This window comes from Streptomyces sp. NPDC091416 (assembly GCF_044756845.1).
Taxonomy (GTDB): domain Bacteria; phylum Actinomycetota; class Actinomycetes; order Streptomycetales; family Streptomycetaceae; genus Streptomyces.
On record NZ_JBIVTU010000009.1, the window covers coordinates 142025 to 163117 of the forward strand.

Below are 21093 nucleotides of genomic sequence, written 5' to 3' on the forward strand. Positions count from 1 at the left end.
GGTGCGGCAGGTCAGGACGGTCCGACGCGTTCGACGACCCGGAAGCGTTCCGCCACGACCAGCGTGTCGTCGTCGACCGTGAACTCCGGGTCGCCGAGCGCCTCCCGCATCTCCTCGCTGTGCCAGAACCGTTCGTGGCCCTCCCGCCACCCGGCCACCGAGGTGTCGCCCTCGCCCTCGTCGAGGACATGCCGCAGATCGACGTCACCGAGCCGCAGGATCCGCACCTCCGTGATCTCCAGCACCGCGATCTCCCGCCCGTCCGAGTCGATCAGCGCGGACCGCTCGCCCACGGGCGGCGGCTCCTCCCGCTCCACCTGGTACTCCGCGAACAGTCCGGTCGTCGACACCTTCCGCCCGTCGAGCACCGCGGCGACCAGCCGGTCGCGCAGCGGGCCGGGGAACGCGAGAAGGAAGGGCTTGAGCGCTTCACGGTTCGGCATGGCGCAAGTCTGGCATCCGCGGTGCGCCGGTCGCGGGGAGGATCCGGCCACGTGACACGTACCGCGCCGGCCGCGGCGGGAATCTGACGGGCCGGTGACGTACCGCGCCCGCCCCTGGCGCCCGGTGGGCCGGAGTGCTCGAATCGCAGGGTGAACAGTTCCTCTTCCGGCGCGGAGCCGGATCCGGCGCCGCAGGGCCCCGATCCGGACGCCGCCGGCACCCCCGTGGGCCGTCGGCTCGTCCTGACGATGCTGGGCCTCGGCGCCGCCGGGCTCGTCGCCGCCCCCGTACTGCAGCGGACCCTCGAATCGGGCCTCGGCGCGCTCTCCGACAAGGACCCCACCGGGCTGAGCGGACTGCTGCCCAATGGCGGCGGCTTCCGCTACTACTCCGTCGCCACGTCCGTACCCAGGAAGAGCGCCACCGACTACCGGCTGACCGTCGACGGCCTGGTCGACCGCCCGGCCGCCTACACCTTGGACGCCCTGAAGCGCATGGAGCAGACCCGCATGGTGCGGGACGTCCAGTGCGTCACGGGCTGGCGGGTGCCCGAGACGCCCTTCGAGGGCGTACGGCTCTCCGCGCTGCTGGACGCGGCGGGTGTCCGGCCCGGGGCGAAGGCGGTCCGGTTCACGTGCTTCGACGGCACGTACAGCGAGAGCCTCACCCTCGGCCAGGCCCGCCGGGCCGATGTGCTGGTCGCGCTGCGGATGCAGGACCGGCCGGTGTCCCACGCGCACGGCGGCCCGGTCCGGCTGTACGTGGCCCCCATGTACTTCTACAAGTCGGCGAAATGGCTCTCCGGGATCACCGTCACGGACTCCGTACGCCCCGGATACTGGGAGAAGCTCGGATATGACGTCGACGCCTGGGTCGGCCGGTCCAACGGCCGCGACGATGCCCCCACCACCTGAGACGGACGGCCGGGTACGACGCTTCAGCCGCCCGGTGCGCTGGGTGCACCGCGCCACGGCCGCGCTGATGCTCCTGTGCGTGGCGACGGCGGCCTGCCTGTACGTACCGCAGCTCGCCGAACTCGTCGGGCGCCGCCGTCTCGTGGTCACCCTGCACGAGTGGTCCGGGCTGATCGTTCCCGTACCGCTGCTGGCGGGGCTGTTCGCGCGGTCGCTGCGGGCCGATCTGGGCCGGCTCAACCGCTTCGGGCCGCACGACCGGCAGTGGCTGCGGGCGGTGCGCCGGCGGGACCACCGGCCGGAGTCCCGCCCGGCCGGGAAGTTCAACGCCGGACAGAAGCTCTACGCGGCGTGGATCGCGGGAGCGGTGCTCGTGATGGCGGGTACCGGGTCGCTGATGTGGTTCACCGGTCTCGCCCCGCTGGTGTGGCGGACCGGGGCGACGTTCGTCCACGACTGGCTGGCGCTCGCCATCGGCATCGTGCTGGGCGGACACATCGCGAAGGCGCTCGCCGACCCGGAGGCACGCCGTGGCATGCGTACCGGGTCGGTCGAGCGCCGATGGGCGCGCCGCGAGCACCCGCTGTGGCGGGAGCCGGGTGGCGGTCCCTAGAGGATCAGTGACAGGAGCAGGATGAAGGCCAGCGAGACCACGGAGATGATCGTCTCCATCACCGACCAGGTCTTCACCGTCTGGCCGACGTCCATCCCGAAGTACTCCTTCACCAGCCAGAACCCCGCGTCGTTGACGTGGCTGAAGAAGAGCGAGCCCGCACCGACGGCGAGGACCAGCAGGGCGGCGTGCGAGGTCGACATGTCGGCGGCCAGCGGGGCCACCAGTCCGGCCGCCGAGATGGTGGCCACCGTCGCCGAGCCGGTCGCGAGCCGGATGCCCACGGCGATCAGCCAGCCGAGCAGCAGCGCCGGGATCGACCAGTCCTCGGAGAACTCCAGGATCATCTGACCCACACCGGCGTCGATCAGCGTCTGCTTGAAGCCGCCGCCGGCGCCGACGATGAGCAGCACTCCGGCGATCGGGGCGAGGGACTTCTCCACGGTGGTGGAGAGCCGGGCCTTGGTGAACCCGGCCGCGCGGCCCAGCGTGAACATGCCCACGATGACCGCCGCGAGCAGGGCGATCAGCGGTGAGCCGACCACGTCGGTGACCCGCTGGAGCCCGTGCTCCGGGTCGTCCACCACGATGTCGACGAGGGCCTTGGCCAGCATCAGGACGACGGGCAGCAGGATCGTCGCCAGGGTGGCGCCGAAGCTCGGCCGGCGGTCCAGGTCCTCGGACGGGCGCTGCGGGATCATCTTCTCCGGCGCCTTGATGTCCACCCAGCGGGCGGCGTAGCGGGAGAAGACCGGACCGGCGATGATCACGGTCGGGATCGCGACCAGGACACCGAGGGCCAGGGTGACGCCCAGGTTGGCGTCGAGGGCGGCGATCGCCACCAGCGGGCCGGGGTGCGGGGGAATGAGCCCGTGCATCACGGAGAGGCCCGCCAGGGCCGGGATGCCGATCCGCATCAGGGAGTAGTTGCCGCGCTTGGCGACCAGGAGCACCACCGGGATCATCAGCACGATCCCGACCTCGAAGAACAGCGGCAGACCGATGATCGAGGCGATCAGGACCATCGCCCACGGCATGGCCCGGTTGCTCGTCCTCGCCAGGATCGTGTCGACGATCTGGTCCGCGCCGCCGGAGTCGGCGAGCAGCTTGCCCAGGATCGCGCCGAGCGCGATGAGGACGCCGACACCCGCGACGGTGGAGCCGAGGCCCGCGGTGAAGCTCGCTATCGTCTTCGCCGGCGCGGCACCGGCGAACGAACCGAGCGCCAGCGAGCCGATGGTGAGCGCGAGGAACGCGTGCATCTTGAACTTGGTGATGAGCAGAACGATGACGGCGATGCCCGCCAGGACGGCGATGCCCAACTGCGCGTTGCCGGCCGAAGTGATCGGTTCGACGGCGTCCGCTGCCAGCATCTCGACGCTGAGACTGGTCACGGTGATGATCCTCAGTTCTCGAGCCGGCGCAACGCGGCGACGGCTCGCTGGGTGATTTCCTCGGGGGTGCCGGACACATCCACGGCGACGCCGGCCTCGTCGTCCTCCAGGGGCTGGAGGGTGGCGAACTGCGAGTCGAGGAGTGCGGTCGGCATGAAGTGGCCCTTGCGGCCGGCCATCCGCTCCTCGATGAGCGACCGGTCGCCGCTCAGATGAAGGAAGACGGCACCGGGGGCCTCGCCGCGCAGGCGGTCGCGGTAGGCGCGCTTCAGCGCGGAACTGCTGACCACGCCGCCGAGCCCCGCCCGGCCGTGCGCCCACTGCCCGATCGCGTCGAGCCAGGGCCACCGGTCCGCATCGTCCAGCGGGGTACCGGCCGACATCTTGGCGATGTTCGCCGCGGGATGGAAGTCGTCGCCCTCGGCGTACGGAACGCCCAGTTCGGCGGCGAGCAGGGGACCGATCGTGGTCTTGCCGGTCCCTGCGACGCCCATCACCACGATGACGTGGGGGGTGCTCATTACGGTGCCTCGCTGTCTTCTTCGATGTCGTCGTCGACATCGGTCCGTCGCGCTACTGAAACCTATACGTACGACTTATTCAAGATGGTGTGACATAAACGTCGTACTTTTCATTCCCGGCGAGGCCTCCCGGAACGGCCCCCGTACGCTTGGCCCATGACCACACCTGCCCAGGGGCTGCATACGCATGTGCTGGACGCCCTGGGGCTGGAGATCGCCGCGGGGGAGCATCCGCCCGGCCAGGTCCTGCGCACGGACGAGCTGGCCCAGCGCTTCGACGTCTCCCGCACGGTCGTACGGGAGGTGATCCGGGTCCTGGAGTCCATGCACCTGGTCGAGTCCCGCCGCCGCGTCGGCGTGACCGTACGGCCGACCGAGACCTGGAACGTCTACGACCCGCAGGTCATCCGGTGGCGGCTGGCCGGCGCCGACCGCCCGCGCCAGCTGCGCTCGCTGACCGTCCTGCGCTCCGCGATCGAACCCGTCGCCGCCTCGCTCGCCGCCCGCCACGCCACCCCCGGACAGTGCGCCGAGCTCACCGAACGGGCCCTCGGCATGGTCGCCACCTCCCGGGGCCAGCAGCTGGAGGGGTACCTCGAACACGACATCGCGTTCCACCGGATCGTCCTCAACGCCTCCGGCAACGAGATGTTCGCGCGCCTGGGCGACGTGGTGGCCGAGGTCCTGGCGGGGCGCACCCACCACCAGGTCATGTTCGAGGACCCCGATCCGGCGGCCGTCACCCTCCACGTCCGGCTCGCCGAAGCGGTCCGCGAGGGGGACGCCGCCGGGGCGGAGCGGCTGACGAAGGAGATCGCGGTGGGCGCCCTGCACGAACTGGACGTGCTCGCGCCCTGACCCGGCTCGACCACGGCCCGCCGCCTACCGCCTGACGTGCTGCAACCGGGCGGCGGCCGCGGCCAGCATCATCTCCAGCGCCGCCGGATACCCGCTGCGGCCCATCTCCGCGACCAGTACCGCCGCGGTCGCCGCGATGTTCGGGTGGGTGTCCGCCGGCTGCCGGGCGTAGATCTCCGGCCAGGCCTGCACCTCCTGCGCCCTGGCCTGTTCCGGAAGCGCCAGCGTCGACGCGTCCAGCGCCGCGAACGACAGCGTCTGATCGACGAAGACGTGGTAGATCCGCACCGCCTCCGCGTCCGGGAAGCCCGCGCCCCGCAGCACCCCGAGGATCGCCTCCACCGACCGGATCTCGTGCGTGCGGCCGGTCACCCGTGCGCACGTCAGCAACGCGGCCTGCGGGTGGGCCAGATAGTCCGCGTGCATCCGCAGCCCCAGCGACCGCAGATCGGCCCGCCAGTCACCCGTCGGCCGCCAGCTGCGCAGTGTCCGCCCGATCAACTCGTCGGCCACCGCCAGCAACAGCGCGTCCGTGTCCCGGAAATAGCGGTAGAGCGCACTCGGATCGCAGCCCAGCGCGGCGCCGAGCCGGCGCACGGTGAGCGCCGCCGCCCCGTGCTCGCCGATCAGCCGCAGCGCCGTCTCCACGATCAGCTGCTCGGACAGCACGACGCCCTGCTTGGTGGGACGCCTGCGCCGCCGCGCGCCCTCCGGCACCACCCGCTCGCCCGCGTCCGGCCCCCGGCCCGGACCGGCCGGGCGTCCGGGGGCGCCGTCGCGGGACCGGGCACGCGCCTGTGCCTCGTCCTCGTCACTCACCGGGGATCCGCCATGACTCAGTCCTCCGCCCCGCAGCCGCACGCACCCCGCCCCGCTCCTTCCGCCGCCCCCGATCGCCGGCCGATCTTACGACAACACCGTTGACGTGCGGAACCCCCGAGGAGTTCGATGTGCCGCCATCGGGGCCGAACACGCGCCCCTCGGTGAAGGAGCGACCGTGACGTCCTACCGCGAGGAACCAGCCGGACCGGCACAGCCACCCGCAGCCCTGCGCAAGAGCCTCGGCGTGCTCGACGGGTTCGCCATCGCGGCCTCGTCGACCGCGGCCACCACGAGCATCGGTATCGGACTCGGCGTCACCGCCACCGCCGTCGGGCTGCACCTCCCGATCATCATGCTGCTCGCCTTCCTGCCGATCCTGGGCATCGCGAGCGCCTACTCCCGGCTCAACCGGGTCGAGCCGAACATGGGCAGCGGCTATGTCTGGGCCGGCCGCTCGCTCAGCCCCTGGCTCGGCTTCCTCGTCGGCTGGATCGGCATCGTCTCCACCATCGTGTTCCTCGCGTACACCACGACGGTCACCGGTTCGGCCCTGCTCCAGCTCGCCGTCGAGGCCGGACTGCGCGAGCCGGCCGGGCTCCGCCTCGACCCGGACTCCACCGCCCAGTCGACCGCGCTCGGCATCGTCGTCCTCGTCGCCGTCACCTTCACCGCGGTCACCGGACTCCGGTCGGCCGCCACGTTCCAGAAGTACCTCCTGGTCTTCGAGTACGCCGTCCTGCTCGGCTTCTGCGGATACGGCCTGTTCGCCGGCTCGCAGCCCTTCAGCCTCGACTGGCTCAACCCGTTCACCATTCCCTCCTTCGAGCAGCTCGCCCAGGGACTGCTGCTGTCCGTCTTCTGCTTCTGGGGATTCGAGTCCACCTTCAGCGTCACCGAGGAGATCCGGGACCCGCAGGACGCCTCCAAGGCCGGGCTCATCACGCTCTTCACGATGCTCGGCCTGTTCCTGCTCGGCTCCTTCGCCTTCCAGCGCGTCCTGTCGCTCGACGAGCTGACCGCCCACGGCGCCCAGGGCCTCACCTACTTCGGCAACCAGCTGGCCGACCAGCCGCTCGCAGCCCTCCCGTTGACCGCCCTCACCCTCTCCGCCGTCGCCTCCCTGCAGTCCGGGGTGATCCCGACGGTGCGCGGCATGTTCGCCATGGGGCGCGACCGCACACTCGGCCCCCTGTGGACCAAGGTCAGCCCGCGGTACGGAACACCCGCCGCCGGGACCGTCGCGGTCGGCTGCATCGCCGCAGCCATCGCCGTGCTCTCGCTCGCCATCCCGAAGGTCGGCGACCTCATCCTGGCGTCCGTGAACGCGATCGGCGTCGTCGTCTCGATCTACTACGCCCTCACCGCGCTGGCCGCCGCCTCGCGCTTCCGCGGCTCGTTCCGGCAGAGCCGGTCCCTGGCGGTGCGGGCGGTGGTGCTCCCCGTGACCAGCGCCCTCGTCCTGCTCGCGCTCGGCGGATACCTCTGCTGGACCTTCGCCACCTCCGCCGACCACTTCGAGGTCAGCCCCGACAACGGCTGGTTCATGCTCCTGTGCCCCGCCGTCATCCTCGTGACCGGCTTCGCCGCCGCGGCCTGGGCCAAGTGGGCCAGGAAGTCCCCGTACTTCGTCACCGGCCGGTCCGTCGCCCCCGAACCGGACCCGGTCCGGCCCCCGGCCCCGGAGGCCGCCCGGGAGACGGCGGCCGGACCCGCCTGAGCCACCCCACCGCCCGCTTCCGCCCCGCCCCGCACAACGAACGGAACAGCTCATGCCCCGCACCACCCCCGCCGATCTCGTCTTCACCGGCGGCCCCGTCCACACCACCGACGCCGCCCGCACCCGCGCCACCACCGTCGCCGTCACCGCCGGCCGGATCACCGCGGTCGGTCACGACGAGGTACGCGAACTCATCGGCCCGCGCACCGAGGTGGTCGACCTCGCCGGACGCCTCCTGCTCCCCGGCTTCCAGGACGCCCACGTCCACCCGGTCACCGCCGGGCAGGAACTCGCGCAGTGCGACCTCACCGGCGCCGGCGACGCCACCGCCACCATCGCCGCCGTACGGGCCTACGCCGACGCGAACCCGGAACGCGCCTGGATCACCGGCGGCGGCTGGTCGATGGACGCGTTCGAGGGCGGCGCCCCCACCCGCCAGCAGCTCGACACCGCCGTGCCCGACCGTCCCGCCTGCCTGGTCAACCGCGACCACCACGGCGCCTGGGCCAACAGCAGGGCCCTCGACCTCGCCGGAATCACCGCCCGCACCCCCGACCCGGCCGACGGCCGCATCGAACGCGACGAGCGCGGCGAACCCACCGGACTCCTCCAGGAGGGCGCCATGGACCTGGTCGCCCGTCACGCGCCCCGGTCCACCGCCGCCGACCGGCTCGCCGGCCTCCTGCGGGCCCAGCGCCTGCTCCACGCGTACGGCATCACCGCCTGGCAGGACGCCATCGTCGGCACCTACGGCTCGATGGACGACGTGGCCGACGCCTACCTCACCGCGGACCGGGACGGCTCGCTCACCGCCCGCGTCACCGGAGCCCTGTGGTGGGACCGCGAGCACGGAAGCGAACAGATCCCCGGACTCGTCGCCAGGCGCGAGGCGCTGACCGGCCGGAACTTCCGCGCCGGATCGGTGAAGATCATGCAGGACGGGGTCGCCGAGACCGGCACCGCCGCCCTGCTCTCCCCGTACCTCGACGCCTGCGGCTGCGCCACCGCCAACAGCGGCACCAGCTTCGTCGACCCCCTCGACCTGCGCCGGTACGTCACCGAGCTGGACGCCCTCGGCTTCCAGACCCACTTCCACGCGCTGGGCGACCGGGCGGTGCGCGAGGCCCTGGACGCCGTCGAGGCCGCCCGTGCCGCCAACGGCCGCACCGACACCCGCCCCCACCTCGCCCACCTCCAGATCGTCCACCCCGACGACATCCCCCGCTTCCGCGCGCTCGGCGCCACCGCCAACATCCAGCCGCTCTGGGCCGCCCACGAACCCCAGATGGACGAGCTGACCATCCCCTTCCTCGGCCGCGAACGGGCCGCGCTCCAGTACCCGTTCGCCGCACTGCTGCGCTCCGGTGCCACCGTGGCCGCGGGCTCGGACTGGCCCGTCAGCAGCGCCGATCCGCTGCACGGCATCCACACGGCCGTCAACCGCGTCGTGCCCGGCGGCGACAACGGCAGGGCCTTCCTCCCGGAGCAGCGCATCTCGCTGACCGACGCGCTGGCCGCGTACACGGCGGGCTCGGCGTACGTGAACCACCTGGACGACACCGGCAGCATCCGGGCCGGTGCCCTGGCCGACCTGGTGGTCCTTGACCGCGACCCCTATGCCGCGCCGCCCGAGGAGATCGCCGGGGCGCGGGTCCTGGCGACGTACGTGGGCGGCCGCCGCGTGTACGGGGACTGATGCCCGGTATGCCCTTCGCGCGCGGCCCGAGGGGCATACCGCACCGGCCGGGGCCCCTGCGCGGCCCCGGCCCTCGCCACCGCGACCCGCCTGCTCCGCGTGTGAGGATTGAGCGCGGTCAACGCGATCAAGGGGTGCGGGGATGGGGCGTCAAAGGCAGGGCCGGGAAGCGTCGGAGGAACTCGACGCGGATGATCTCGGCAGGACCGCACTGGACGTGGCCCGCGCTCGCGACCGGCAGTCCGCCGTCTCGACGTGGCACACCGTGGCGGTCGGCATGCTGGAGCCGGCCTTCGGGATACGGGCGTCCTTCGCCGAACTCGCCGCGCGCGCCCTCGCGTTCGCCGACCCGGACGAGTCGGGCCCGTTCCTTGTCCGGCAACTGCTGGAGCGGCGCGTGGATCCGCTCTCCCGCAACGAGGCCGCCGCCGCCCTGGCGGCACCCGATCCCCGTCTTCGGAAGTTCGCCGCCGAGGTCCTGTGGGGCTTCGGCGCCGACGTGATCAGGGACCTGCATGACAAGGAGGCTCAGCAGTGGGCGGCCGGCCTGCTCCGGGCCCACGCAGACCGGGAACGGGACCCGGACGTGCTGAGCGAGGTGGTGCGGGGTGTCGGGTGGCACGCGGAGGTGGACAGCTGGGACCGCGAAAGCCGGCTCGACGCCGAGGAGAGGGCTCGGCTCCAGCGGTTCGCGGCCCATTCCGATCCGCGCGTCCGGGACATCGCCGAACTGGCACTGAGCGCTGGGCCGACGACCCCCGAACCCGACGGCCCTGATCCGGCCGGTCTGCTCCGGGCCGCACGGACCGTGGTGGATGCCGGCCTGGGCGGCCGGGCGCTGCCCTCGCGGCGCGCTCCCGCGGCCTCCTCGCACCGCGTACGGTTGTTCGTGATCGATCTCGGGAAAAGTCGTGAATCGATCTCAGGGAAAGCCGCACAAGGGAGACCACGGGAATGGCGCAGCACGTACAAGGGGTCATCGCACCGGGAAAGAACGAGCCGGTACGGGTCGAGACGATCGTGATTCCGGACCCCGGCCCCGGTGAGGCCGTGGTGAAGATCCAGGCGTGCGGCGTCTGCCACACCGATCTGCACTACAAGCAGGGCGGCATCAACGACGAGTTCCCCTTCCTCCTCGGCCACGAGGCCGCGGGCGTCGTGGAGTCCGTGGGCGACGGCGTCACCGACGTCGCCCCGGGCGACTTCGTCGTCCTCAACTGGCGTGCCGTGTGCGGGCAGTGCCGTGCCTGTCTGCGCGGACGCCCGTGGTACTGCTTCGACACGCACAACGCGAAGCAGAAGATGACCCTGCTGGACGGCACCGAGCTGTCCCCGGCTCTCGGTATCGGCGCCTTCGCCGAGAAGACGCTCGTCGCCGCCGGCCAGTGCACCAAGGTCGACCCCGAGGTCTCCCCGGCCGTCGCCGGGCTCCTCGGCTGCGGCGTGATGGCGGGCATCGGCGCCGCCATCAACACCGGCCAGGTCGGCCGCGGCGACTCGGTCGCCGTCATCGGCTGCGGCGGGGTCGGCGACGCGGCGATCGCCGGCGCGCGGCTGGCCGGCGCGGCGAAGATCATCGCCGTGGACATCGACGACCGCAAGCTGGAGACGGCGAAGAAGATGGGTGCCACGCACACCGTCAACTCCCGCGCCGACGACCCGGTCGAGGCCATCCGCGCGCTCACCGGCGGCAACGGCGCCGACGTCGTCATCGAGGCGGTCGGCCGCCCGGAGACGTACAAGCAGGCCTTCTACGCCCGCGACCTCGCCGGCACCGTCGTCCTGGTCGGCGTGCCCACGCCGGAGATGCAGCTCGAACTCCCGCTCCTGGACGTGTTCGGCCGCGGCGGCTCGCTCAAGTCGTCCTGGTACGGCGACTGCCTGCCCTCGCGCGACTTCCCGATGCTCGTCGACCTGCACCAGCAGGGCCGGATCGACCTCGGCGCGTTCGTCACCGAGACCATCGGCCTCGGCGACATCGAGCAGGCCTTCGCCCGGATGCACGACGGCGACGTCCTGCGCTCGGTGGTGGTCTTCTGATGACCGCCCGCATCGACCACCTCGTCACCTCCGGCACCTTCGCCCTCGACGGCGGGGAATGGGACGTCGACAACAACGTCTGGATCGTCGGCGACGACACCGAGGCGGTCGTCATCGACGCCGCCCACGCCGCCGCCGCCATCGAGGCCGCACTCGGCGGACGTACGCTGCGCGCCATCATCTGCACCCACGCGCACAACGATCACATCGACGCGGCCCCGGCACTCGCCGCCGCCACCGGCGCACCGGTCCTGCTCCACCCCGACGACCTGCCGCTGTGGAAGCAGACCCACCCGGACCGGGCCCCGGACGGCGAACTGGCCGACGGCCAGGAGATCGAGGTCGCGGGTACGACCCTGACCGTCATGCACACCCCGGGTCACGCTCCGGGCGCCGTCTGCCTGTACGCCCCCGAGCTGTCCACCGTCTTCACCGGCGACACGCTCTTCCAGGGCGGACCCGGTGCCACCGGACGTTCCTTCTCGCACTTCCCGACGATCGTCGCCTCGATCCGGGACCGGCTGCTCGCCCTGGACCCGGCGACCGCCGTCCGCACCGGACACGGGGACTCCACGACCATCGGCGCGGAGGCCCCGCACCTGGACGAGTGGATCGCCCGCGGCCACTGAGGCCCGGCACCCGGCTCATCCCTCCGGCCACGCGGAGAGCCGCAACCCGCTCTCGAAGCGATGCGGCTCTCCCGTGACCGGATCGGTGAACTCCAGTACTCCTGCCAGGAGCTGGAGCGGGTGCGAGAAGTCGTCGGGAGCGCCCTCCGCCTCGACCACCGGGTAGACGGGGTCGTGGACGAGCGGCAGCCCGAGGCTGTTCATATGGACCCGCAGCTGATGTGTGCGTCCGGTCGCGGGCAGCAGCCGGTAACGGCCGAGTCCGTCCCGGTGTTCCAGCAGTTCGATCCGGCTCTCACTGTTCGGCTCGCCGGCCTCCTCGCGGGCGGCGATCACCCCGCGCTCCTTCACGATGCGGCTGCGCACGGTGCGGGGGAGGGACAGCCCGGGGTCGTACGCCGCCACCGCCTCGTACTCCTTGCGTACGCGGCGGTCCCGGAACAGCGTCTGGTACGCGCCCCGTTCCTCCGGCCGTACGACGAGGAGGACGAGCCCCGCGGTCAGCCGGTCCAGCCGGTGCGCGGGCTGGAGCAGCGGCAGGGCCAGCTCGCGGCGGAGCCGGGCCACCGCGGTCTCCGTGATGTGCCGGCCGCGCGGAGTCGTCGCCAGGAAGTGCGGCTTGTCCGCGATGACCAGGTGTTCGTCCCGGTACACCACGCCGACAGGGAAGGGCACGGGCTCCTCCGGCGCGAAGTCCCGGTGGAACCAGAGGTACCGGCCCGCCGTGTACGGCTCGTGCCCGGTCACCGCGCCCCGTACGGAGACGAACCGGCCCCCGGCCAGCATGGCGTCGACCCGCTCCGCGCCGATCGCGTCGGCGAACCGCGCCAGCAGATGATCCCGGACCGTCGGCCACCGGCCGTCCGGATCCTCCGGGAGCCGCACCCGTACCGGATCGACCCCGTCGCGCTGGGGCAGCGGCGACTGCGGAGGCTTCGCGCGCCCTCTCACCGGGGCCCGCCGGACGCCTTGGTGCTGGTTCTCATGATGCGGGCATCCTTCCACAGCGGCGAGGGCCTCACTGCTGAGGGCGAGGATGGGAGAACGCAGGCAACTTCCCTAAACTGAAAGGATTCAAAGCGGGGTGCGCGGGGGTAGAAAGCGCTTGCGATGCGGCACGGCTGCCGCTACCGCACCCGCACCCGCATCCTCGAAGGAGCCCCGCCATGCCCGCTGTGCGCAGAACCGCGCCCGCCCTGCTGACCGCCGTCGCCGCCGTGGCCGCCCTCGCCACACCCGCCGTCGCCCAGCCGGCGGCGTCCGCCCCCGCCGGCTGTACCGGATCCGCCCCGGTGATCTGCCACTTCGACGTGGCCCCCGGCACCTACCGCGTCACCGCGCGCATCGGCGGGGCCGCCGAGGGCCGTACGACGGTCACCGCCGAGACGCGGCGCACCGTACTCGGTGAGACGCCGACCGCGGCCGGACGTCAGGTGGTCCGGACGTTCACGGTCAACGTGCGTGAGCCCGAGGGCGAACCCACCGGGGCCAGCGGCAGCCCCGGCCTCGACCTCGCCTTCGGCGGCCCGGCCCCGCTCCTGGCGGGCCTGCACGTGGCTCCGGCGCCGCGGACCCCGCAGCTCTTCCTGATCGGTGACTCGACCGTCTGCGACCAGCTCGGCAGCCCCTACACCGGCTGGGGCCAGGAGCTCCCGCAGTACCTCCGGGCCGGCGTGTCCGTCGCCAACTACGCCGACTCCGGCGAGAGCTCGCAGACGTATCTCGACCAGCCCCAGCTCTTCCCGACGGTCCGCCCGCTGATCGGCCGGGGCGACACCGTGCTCATCCAGCTCGCCCACAACGACAAGCAGACGACCGAGGCGGACTACCGCGCCAACCTCACCACGATGATCGGGGCGATCCGCGCCGCAGGCGGCCGGCCCGTGCTGGTCACCCCGATCGTCCGCCGCTGGTTCAACACCGACGGCACGCTGGACAACGGCACCGCGCTCCTGGTCAACGGCCTCGGGGTCGACCTGCCCGCGCAGATCCGCCTGCTGGCCGCCGAGCACGACGTCCCGCTCGTCGACCTGACCGCGCTCACCAGGCAACGGGTCGAGGAACTCGGCCCCGACGCCTCCAAGGCGCTGTACCTCACCGACGAGAAGCGCGACAACACACATACCTCGGAGCGCGGCGCCACGGAGTACGCGGCCATGGTCCGCGACGCGCTGCGCGACCAGCGGCTGCTGCCGGGCCGGCTGTTCCGCTGACCCGGACCCCTGCCCTGCCCCGGAGCCGGGGCAGGGCAGGGAGCGGGCTCAGGCCAAAGGCGCGAACACGAACGAGAACTCCGCCGGCTCCGCGTCGAGCCGGTGCTCCGGCAGCACGCCCGGTCCGCACGACTGCGAGCCGATGCCCTGCACGGCGTGGTCCAGGTTGACCCAGACGCGGTCCCCGCCCACCAGGTCCGGCGCATGCGCGGCCGCGTCCAGCTGCTCGCTCGTCCAGCGCCGCGCGGTGAACCAGAACGGCGTGCCGCCCTCCGCCCGCAGCCCCGCACCGCCGGTGTCCGTGAGCTCCGCCCAGCGGACGTCGGCCCGGGCACCGTTCTCCTGGGGCCGGACGTACGGGGTCTGGAGCGCGTCCACCGTGCTCTCCCACATCCCGAGCATCGCGGCAGCCCGTGTGTCCGGGTACGCCTCACCCGGACCGCCGCCGGACCAGCGCGCGCCGCCGTACGCCGCGGGCAGCGCGAACCGGATGCCGAGCCGGGGCAGCGGCACCCGCCAGTCGCCCTCCGGCGCCACGGACACCGTCAGCCCGAGCCGGCCCCCGGCGGCCGTCCACCGGTAGGTGGTCCGCAGCCCCAGGTCCCAGCCCGCCGGGGCCACCCGGGTCCGCACCGTCAGCGCGTCCCCGTCCGTCTCCACCGCGTCGACGCGGTGCCGCATCCGGTGCAGCCCCAGCTCCCGCCAGCGCAGCCCGTACCGCTCGTCCGGCTGCCAGGCCGCCCCGTTGTCGTTGTCGGTGGGTGCCCGCCACACGTCCAGTCGCAGTCCCTCCACCGCCACGTCCCCGATGCGCACCGGTACCCCGGTTGCCGCGTCGAACACGCCGGGCCCGAGGGTGATCACGCCACCGGAGCGCACCGGGCGTTCGCCGGCCGCCGGAGCCGGGACGGCCCGCGCACCCGTCTCCACCTGGCCCCACGCCACCACGTGCCCGCGCTCGCCCCACGCGGTGTCCGCGGCGAGCACCGCCCGCACGGTCCACAGGCCGTCGCCCGCCGAAACGGTGTCCGGCGCCACCTCCGCCGAGGCGCCCGGTGCCAGTTCCGGCACCGCCAGGGTGCCCGAGGCCACGACCGTGCCGTCCACCTCGTGCGCCCAGAGGAAGTCGAGGTGCTCCAGTCCCGTGAAGTCGTAGCCGTTGGTGACCGTGAACGTACCGGGTGCGGAGCCCGGGCCGATCCGCACCGGCTCGATGACCTTCTTGTACTCGACGAGTCCGGGTGAGGGCGTGCGGTCGGGGAAGAGGAGGCCGTCGCAGACGAAGTTGCCGTCGTGCAGCTCCTCGCCGAAGTCCCCGCCGTAGGCGAAGCCGTGCTCGGGGTGGGCGAAGCCGTGGTCGATCCACTCCCAGACGAAACCGCCCTGGCAGCGCTCGTACCGCTCGAAGAGCCGCTGGTACTCGCTCAGGCCGCCCGGACCATTGCCCATGGCGTGCCCGTACTCGCACATGATGAAGGGCATCGCCCGCCGCCGGGCGTCGAGTTCCGCGTCGCCCCAGGGCTCCTCCGCCCGCTTGCCGATGAGTTCGACCTCGGCGTGCGTCGGATACATCCGCGCATACAGATCGACGTCCTTGCAGGAGAGGTCGCCCTCGTAGTGCACCAGCCGCTCCGGGTCCCGCCCCCTGATCCACTCGGCCATGGCCGTCAGGCCGCTGCCCGAACCGCACTCGTTGCCCAGTGACCAGATGATGACGCAGGCGTGGTTCTTGTCGCGCTCGACCATGCGGGCCGCCCGGTCGAGCAGCGCGGGGGTCCACCGCGCGTCGTCGACCGGATTGCCCCGCCACTCCAGGTCGACAAAGCCATGTGTCTCCAGATCGCACTCGTCGATCACCCAGAGGCCCAACTCGTCGCAGAGATCCAGGAACGCGGGATGCGGCGGATAGTGGCTGGTCCGCACGGCGTTGATGTTGTGCTGCTTCATCAGCACCAGGTCGTGCCGCATCGTCCGCGCGTCGACGGCCCGGCCCGTCTCCGGGTGGAACTCGTGCCGGTTCACCCCGCGGAACAGCAGCCGCCTGCCGTTGGCCTTGATGACGCCGTCCTCGACGGCGACCGTACGGAAACCGATCCGCAGGGGCGTCCGCTCACCGGCCGTGACCAGCTCCGCGTCGTACAGCCGGGGCGTCTCGGCGGTCCACGGCTCGACCGGCAGCGTCACGGACCCGCCCGTGGCGATGTCGACACCCAGTTCGGGCACCAGGACCCGGCCCTCGGCCCCCTCGCACTCCACCCGCAGCGTCCCGGAGCCCTCCCGGTGGTCGTAGCCCGCGTGCACGAAGAAGTCCCGGGGCGCGCCGTCCGGGCGGTGCAGCAGAGTCACCTCACGGAAGATGCCCGGCAGCCACCACTGGTCCTGGTCCTCCAGGTAGCTGCCCGACGACCAGGCGTGCACCCGTACCGCGAGGACGTTCTCGCCGGGGTCCAGCAGATCGCCGACGGCGAACTCGTGCGGCAGCCGGGACCCCTTGAAGTCGCCCAGTTCCCGACCGTTGAGCCACACCCGGGCGCAGGACTCCACCCCATCGAACCGGAGCACGAACGCGCCGTCCCGCGGCCGGTCCGCGGGCAGCGTGAACGTCCGCAGATGGTCGCCCGTCGGGTTCTCGGACGGCACCCGGGGCGGATCGACGGGGAAGGGGTAGACGACGTTCGTGTACGCGGGAGCGCCGCCGGCGCCCTGGAGCACCCAGTGACCGGGCACCGCGACCGTTCCCCACGCCGAGGCGTCGAACCCCGGCCGGGCGAAGGACTCGTCCTCGGCGGCGGCCGTGGGCGAGAGCCGGAACGCCCACTCGCCGTTCAGGGACATCCGCCAGGCATCGGACGTCGCGTACCAGGACCGCGGCGCGAGCCCGCCGGAACCCGGGCGCGGGTCCTCGTACCAGGGCAGCGTGTCGGTTTCGGTGCGGCTCATGCTTCTCCTCGCTCGGGAACACCCTTCTCCGGAGTGACGGTAACTACGAATGAACCGTTTCAACAAGGGGTGGTGTCGCGGAGGATGGAGCCGCCCGCGCCGCCCGCGCCGCCGGTGATCCGGTCCGGGGAACCGGCCCCGCCGGTGCGAGTCGGCGTTCACCACGGACCCGCTCCCGGCCGCCGGAAGCGGGTCCGGGACGACAGGGCGGGGTGTTGGTTTCCGGGCGGGGAAAACGCGAAGTGCCGACCAGGATCTCTCCTGATCGGCACTTCGTTCTGTGTCCGAGGGGGGACTTGAACCCCCACGCCCGATAAAGGGCACTAGCACCTCAAGCTAGCGCGTCTGCCATTCCGCCACCCGGACTAGGTGTCTGTCTCGCGGGCCCGGCCCGTTCCGACGAGGAAAACAATAGCAAACACTGGAGGGTGCTCCGTCACGCCCCCGGCGGTGTGACGGGCGTGTGACGTGGGGTGGGCGGCCTTGGGCGGGAGGACCGGGCGCGGGAGGATGAGGGGGAGCACCACAGCGACAGCGGAGGGAACCAGCGTGAGTGAGACCAAAGCGGCCAGGACCGGCTCGGGTGAGAGCGCCGAGAACGAGGTCGTCGACCTCTGTCGTGACCTGATCCGGATCGACACCAGCAACTACGGGGATCACTCGGGACCGGGCGAGCGGCTGGCCGCCGAGTACGTCGCGGAGAAGCTCGCCGAGGTCGGGCTCGAGCCGCAGATCTTCGAGTCCCACAAGGGCCGCGCCTCCACGGTGGCGCGGATCGAGGGTGAGGACCCGTCCAAGCCGGCGCTGCTGATCCACGGCCACACCGACGTCGTCCCGGCCAACGCGCACGACTGGACGCACCACCCCTTCTCGGGAGAGATCGCGGACGGCTGCGTGTGGGGCCGGGGCGCGGTCGACATGAAGGACATGGACGCGATGACCCTGGCGGTCGTGCGCGACCGGATGCGCAGCGGCCGCAAGCCCCCGCGCGACATCGTGCTCGCCTTCCTCGCGGACGAGGAGGCGGGCGGTACGTACGGGGCCCGGTATCTCGTCGACAAGCACCCGGACCTGTTCGAGGGCGTCACCGAGGCCATCGGGGAGGTCGGCGGCTTCTCCTTCACGGTCAACGAGAACCTGCGGCTCTACCTCGTCGAGACCGCGCAGAAGGGCATGCACTGGATGCGGCTGACCGTGGACGGCACGGCCGGCCACGGTTCGATGACCAATGACGACAACGCGATCACCGAGCTGTGCGAGGCGGTCGGGCGGCTGGGGCGGCACAAGTGGCCGGTCCGGGTGACCAAGACCGTGCGCTCCTTCCTGGACGAGCTGTCCGACGCGCTCGGCACCCCGCTCGACCCCGAGGACATGGACGCCACGCTCGCCAAGCTGGGCGGCATCGCCAAGATGGTCGGCGCGACGCTGCGCAACTCGGCGGCGCCCACCATGCTCGGCGCGGGCTACAAGGTGAACGTGATCCCGGGACAGGCGACCGCTCACGTCGACGGCCGCTTCCTGCCGGGGTACGAGCAGGAGTTCCTGGCCGACCTGGACCGGATCCTCGGCCCGCGCGTCAAGCGCGAGGACGTGCACGGGGACAAGGCGCTGGAGACCGACTTCGACGGCTCGCTCGTGGACGCGATGCAGATCGCGCTCAAGGCCGAGGACCCGATCGCCCGCGCGGTCCCGTACATGCTCTCCGGCGGCACCGACGCCAAGTCCTTCGACGACCTGGGCATCCGGTGCTTCGGATTCGCTCCGCTGAAGCTCCCGCCCGAGCTCGACTTCGCCGGCATGTTCCACGGTGTGGACGAGCGCGTGCCGGTCGAGGGCCTGAAGTTCGGCGCACGGGTACTCGACCGTTTCATCGACAACAGCTGAAAAGTCGATACCCGGCGCCATAATCGCCAGCTTGTGCGTATCTAACCGGAACGAGTGAAAGGGGCGGATCGCTCGTAGCCCGATTACTTCTTCCTCGTTACAGGTGGTGCGGTCCGCGGCTGGGACCGCACTTGCCAACTAGGAGGAATAATGATCAAGAAGATCGTCGCCGCTGCGGCTGTCACCGGTGGTCTGGTTCTCGCGGGTGCCGGCATGGCCGTCGCCGACTCGGGCGCCCAGGGTGCCGCCATCGGCAGCCCCGGCGTGCTCTCGGGCAACGTCGTCCAGGTTCCCGTCCACGTTCCCGTGAACGTGTGCGGCAACACGATCTCCGTGATCGGGCTGCTGAACCCGGCCTTCGGCAACACCTGCGTCAACGCCTGACGTTGTGCGTCAACCCGTAAGGGTTTGAGCCCGCTCGGCCCCGGAGCGCACGCCATGTGCTCCGGGGCCGTCGGGTCCTTTGCCTCCGCACGGTCAAGTCCGGGGGTATTCCGGAAGGTAGAAGGCAGGAAACAACCTATGCGACAGGTCACGCGTAAAGGCCTGATCACCATGGCGGCTGCGGGCGGCGTGCTCGCGCTCAGTGGCGGTTACGCACACGCCGACGCGGGAGCGGCCGGCGGTGCATCGAATTCCCCGGGGGTGCTTTCAGGGAATTCGGTACAGATCCCGGTCGAGGTGCCGGTCAACGTCTGCGGCAACTCCGTGAGCGTCGTGGGTCTGCTCAACCCGGCGGCGGGCAATGCCTGTGCGAACGGTTCGGACGGTGCGGCCGCCGGCCGTCACGGCTCGACCGCGGGGGCCTCGGGCAGCCACGCCTCGGACAACGGCCGGGCGTCCGGCGACCGTGGTGAGGGGGTGCGGGCGGGTACCGGGAAGCACCGGGCCGCCGGCAGTGAGAACGGGGGCGGGGCCACCGCCGAGGGGACCGCGCAGGGCTCGCCCGGTCTGCTCTCGGGGAACCAGATCCAGGTGCCCATCGACATCCCCGTGAACGCCTGCGGGAACAGCGTCACCATCGGTGGCCTGCTGAACCCCGCCCTGGGCAACACGTGCGAGAACGACAGCACGCCGCCGCCGGTCGTCCCGGAGACGCCCGTCACCCATGTGACACCGCCGACGCCCGGACCGCGCACCATCCCGAACGCGCCCGAACCGCAGACCCTGCCGGCGAGCACGCCGCAGCTCGCGCACACCGGCGGGGGCGGGCTCGACCTGCTCGTCCCGGCGAGCGCGGGGCTGCTGCTGGCCGGTGCGGGCACGGTGCTGTACCGCCGCGCCAAGGCCGCTGCCTGACGGCAGCGGTCGGCACGGCGAAGGGAAGGGGCCCCGCGGCGACGCGGGGCCCCTTCCGTCTCACCAAGTGGCCCGGATCTGGCGGATGATCCGCCGCCGCAGCCGCACCCGGCGACTGCCGTCCAGGCGCAGCGTCAGCCGGTCCAACTCCCAGTGCCCGTACTCGGCATGGTCGGTCAACAGGCGGGCCGTCTCCGTCCGGGACATCCCGCGCGGCACGTACACATCGACAAATTCGTATTCCGGCATCGCATCTATTGTGCGGGCAGAGCCCGTGTACGGATAGCGTCTGCCCTATGTCTGATGCTGCGCAGCCCACCGCTGCCGAGGTACGCGCCGCCGCCGATGCGGTCAAAGCCGCGATCGACCACCACCTCGCGGCGGTCGAACGCCGGTCCGGGGACGACGACCCCGCTGTCTACGACGCGTTCAACGCACTGGCCGCTGCGGCCGAGGTCTACGACGAACTCCTCTACGACCGCCATGACGAGGTCACCCCGTTCGAGATTCCGGGGGTGGAGGACTCCCTGCCGCCGTACAGCGGTCCCGAGGAACCGAACGCCGTCAGCGTGCTGATCCGCCGCGACTACGCGGTGGTGGAGCCGCAGCGGCTGCTCGCGCAGGCGCAGCGTCTCGCCGACGTGGACCCCGAGGACCGCGGCAGCGACAGCGCGGCCGTGGTCGGCAGCAGTGTCCACGCGGCACTGGGGGTGCTCTTCGGGGAGTACGAGGCGGACGAGATCGCCTCCCGGCACACGGAGTTCGGTCTGGAGGAGGGCGACTCCACGCTCTGGGTCGCCGCCGCCGACGAGCTGCCGGAGCCGGGCGAGTGGCTCGGCGCTCCGTTCGACGACGCGGACCCGGAGCTGGTGGTCTGCCGCTTCGACGTCAGCGCGGTCTTCGACGAGGACGATCTGGACGAGGAGCTGGACGGCCTGACGCGGGACAGGACCTGATCCCTTCCCCTCGCACCTGACGGATGACGGCCGAGGGGCCGGGCCGGCGCGGCACCCGCCCGGGCGGCCCCCCGGGCGGCGTGCCGCACCCGGCTTCCCGCACCCGGCGTGCGGCACCCGGGCCCCGGCGGCCGCCACCCCCCCTGTCCCCCC

At 72.1% G+C, this 21093-nt stretch carries 20 protein-coding genes and 1 tRNA gene; 13 read left to right on the plus strand and 8 right to left on the minus strand.

Annotated elements, in window-relative coordinates:
- Positions 1-11: 11 nt before the first annotated feature.
- On the minus strand, positions 12-443 hold the full coding sequence (locus tag ACIQMX_RS26130; RefSeq protein WP_363074011.1) for an ASCH domain-containing protein: 432 nt from the start codon (positions 441-443) through the stop codon (positions 12-14).
- 249 nt (positions 444-692) lie between these two features.
- On the opposite strand from ACIQMX_RS26130, the gene ACIQMX_RS26135 reads away from it, so the two are divergent.
- On the plus strand, positions 693-1358 hold the full coding sequence (locus tag ACIQMX_RS26135; RefSeq protein ID WP_363074053.1) for a molybdopterin-dependent oxidoreductase: 666 nt from the start codon (positions 693-695) through the stop codon (positions 1356-1358).
- Entirely contained in the window at positions 1342-1971 is a 630-nt protein-coding gene (locus ACIQMX_RS26140; protein ID WP_363074013.1) for a cytochrome b/b6 domain-containing protein, read from the plus strand. The genes ACIQMX_RS26135 and ACIQMX_RS26140 overlap by 17 nt, the downstream gene beginning before the upstream one ends.
- On the opposite strand, the gene ACIQMX_RS26145 is transcribed toward ACIQMX_RS26140, so the two are convergent.
- Together ACIQMX_RS26145 and ACIQMX_RS26150 are read right to left on the minus strand one after the other, a co-directional pair.
- Positions 1968-3365: a GntP family permease gene (locus ACIQMX_RS26145; RefSeq protein ID WP_402481611.1), complete on the minus strand. Its 1398-nt coding sequence runs from the start codon at positions 3363-3365 to the stop codon at positions 1968-1970. The two genes, ACIQMX_RS26140 and ACIQMX_RS26145, sit on opposite strands and share 4 nt — an antisense overlap.
- Before the next feature lie 11 nt (positions 3366-3376).
- Positions 3377-3886 carry a gluconokinase gene (locus tag ACIQMX_RS26150; RefSeq protein ID WP_363074017.1) on the minus strand — a complete coding sequence of 170 codons (510 nt, stop codon included), beginning with the start codon at positions 3884-3886 and terminating at the stop codon, positions 3377-3379.
- Between the two features lie 156 nt (positions 3887-4042).
- Between ACIQMX_RS26150 and ACIQMX_RS26155 the strand changes: the two genes are divergently transcribed.
- The gene (locus tag ACIQMX_RS26155; RefSeq protein ID WP_363074019.1) at positions 4043-4744 is read left to right on the plus strand and encodes a FadR/GntR family transcriptional regulator; all 702 of its coding nucleotides are present in this window, start codon (positions 4043-4045) and stop codon (positions 4742-4744) included.
- A gap of 24 nt (positions 4745-4768) precedes the next feature.
- Here the strand turns inward: ACIQMX_RS26155 and ACIQMX_RS26160 are convergent, their stop codons facing one another.
- Entirely contained in the window at positions 4769-5464 is a 696-nt protein-coding gene (locus ACIQMX_RS26160) for a TetR/AcrR family transcriptional regulator (RefSeq protein WP_363074055.1), read from the minus strand.
- Between the two features lie 277 nt (positions 5465-5741).
- On the opposite strand from ACIQMX_RS26160, the gene ACIQMX_RS26165 reads away from it, so the two are divergent.
- The 5 genes from ACIQMX_RS26165 (at position 5742) to ACIQMX_RS26185 (ending at position 11648) form a co-directional block, all read left to right on the plus strand.
- Positions 5742-7283 carry an APC family permease gene (locus tag ACIQMX_RS26165; protein ID WP_363074021.1) on the plus strand — a complete coding sequence of 514 codons (1542 nt, stop codon included), beginning with the start codon at positions 5742-5744 and terminating at the stop codon, positions 7281-7283.
- A 52-nt stretch (positions 7284-7335) separates the two neighbouring features.
- Complete coding sequence (locus ACIQMX_RS26170; RefSeq protein WP_363074023.1) at positions 7336-8979, plus strand: amidohydrolase; 1644 nt, start codon at positions 7336-7338, stop codon at positions 8977-8979.
- A gap of 142 nt (positions 8980-9121) precedes the next feature.
- A complete protein-coding gene (locus ACIQMX_RS26175; protein WP_402481615.1) occupies positions 9122-10003 on the plus strand; it encodes a hypothetical protein in 882 nt (293 codons plus the stop codon).
- Positions 9934-11019 carry an S-(hydroxymethyl)mycothiol dehydrogenase gene (locus ACIQMX_RS26180; RefSeq protein WP_363074027.1) on the plus strand — a complete coding sequence of 362 codons (1086 nt, stop codon included), beginning with the start codon at positions 9934-9936 and terminating at the stop codon, positions 11017-11019. Before ACIQMX_RS26175 ends, ACIQMX_RS26180 begins: the two co-directional genes overlap by 70 nt.
- Positions 11019-11648, plus strand: coding sequence for an MBL fold metallo-hydrolase (locus tag ACIQMX_RS26185; RefSeq protein WP_402481617.1), 630 nt, complete (start codon positions 11019-11021; stop codon positions 11646-11648). The genes ACIQMX_RS26180 and ACIQMX_RS26185 overlap by 1 nt, the downstream gene beginning before the upstream one ends.
- 15 nt (positions 11649-11663) lie before the next feature.
- On the opposite strand, the gene ACIQMX_RS26190 is transcribed toward ACIQMX_RS26185, so the two are convergent.
- The gene (locus tag ACIQMX_RS26190) at positions 11664-12599 is read right to left on the minus strand and encodes a pseudouridine synthase (protein WP_363074031.1); all 936 of its coding nucleotides are present in this window, start codon (positions 12597-12599) and stop codon (positions 11664-11666) included.
- Between the two features lie 215 nt (positions 12600-12814).
- Between ACIQMX_RS26190 and ACIQMX_RS26195 the strand changes: the two genes are divergently transcribed.
- Positions 12815-13861 (plus strand): rhamnogalacturonan acetylesterase, encoded by a 1047-nt coding sequence (locus ACIQMX_RS26195; RefSeq protein WP_363074033.1) that lies wholly within the window; start codon positions 12815-12817, stop codon positions 13859-13861.
- A gap of 48 nt (positions 13862-13909) precedes the next feature.
- Here the strand turns inward: ACIQMX_RS26195 and ACIQMX_RS26200 are convergent, their stop codons facing one another.
- Together ACIQMX_RS26200 and ACIQMX_RS26205 are read right to left on the minus strand one after the other, a co-directional pair.
- Positions 13910-16801: a glycoside hydrolase family 2 TIM barrel-domain containing protein gene (locus ACIQMX_RS26200; RefSeq protein WP_402481621.1), complete on the minus strand. Its 2892-nt coding sequence runs from the start codon at positions 16799-16801 to the stop codon at positions 13910-13912.
- Positions 16802-17082: 281 nt separating this feature from the next.
- Positions 17083-17167, minus strand: a tRNA-Leu gene (locus ACIQMX_RS26205).
- Between the two features lie 183 nt (positions 17168-17350).
- On the opposite strand from ACIQMX_RS26205, the gene ACIQMX_RS26210 reads away from it, so the two are divergent.
- The 3 genes from ACIQMX_RS26210 (at position 17351) to ACIQMX_RS26220 (ending at position 19984) form a co-directional block, all read left to right on the plus strand.
- On the plus strand, positions 17351-18685 hold the full coding sequence (locus tag ACIQMX_RS26210) for a M20/M25/M40 family metallo-hydrolase (RefSeq protein WP_363074037.1): 1335 nt from the start codon (positions 17351-17353) through the stop codon (positions 18683-18685).
- Between the two features lie 150 nt (positions 18686-18835).
- Positions 18836-19069, plus strand: a complete 234-nt coding sequence (gene chpH / locus ACIQMX_RS26215; protein WP_123528131.1) for a chaplin ChpH — start codon at positions 18836-18838, stop codon at positions 19067-19069.
- 138 nt (positions 19070-19207) lie between these two features.
- Complete coding sequence (locus tag ACIQMX_RS26220; protein WP_402481625.1) at positions 19208-19984, plus strand: chaplin; 777 nt, start codon at positions 19208-19210, stop codon at positions 19982-19984.
- Positions 19985-20044: 60 nt separating this feature from the next.
- Here the strand turns inward: ACIQMX_RS26220 and ACIQMX_RS26225 are convergent, their stop codons facing one another.
- Positions 20045-20233 carry a DUF5703 family protein gene (locus ACIQMX_RS26225; protein ID WP_363074041.1) on the minus strand — a complete coding sequence of 63 codons (189 nt, stop codon included), beginning with the start codon at positions 20231-20233 and terminating at the stop codon, positions 20045-20047.
- A 47-nt stretch (positions 20234-20280) separates the two neighbouring features.
- On the opposite strand from ACIQMX_RS26225, the gene ACIQMX_RS26230 reads away from it, so the two are divergent.
- Positions 20281-20940: a hypothetical protein gene (locus ACIQMX_RS26230; protein ID WP_219574102.1), complete on the plus strand. Its 660-nt coding sequence runs from the start codon at positions 20281-20283 to the stop codon at positions 20938-20940.
- Positions 20941-21093: the final 153 nt, after the last annotated feature.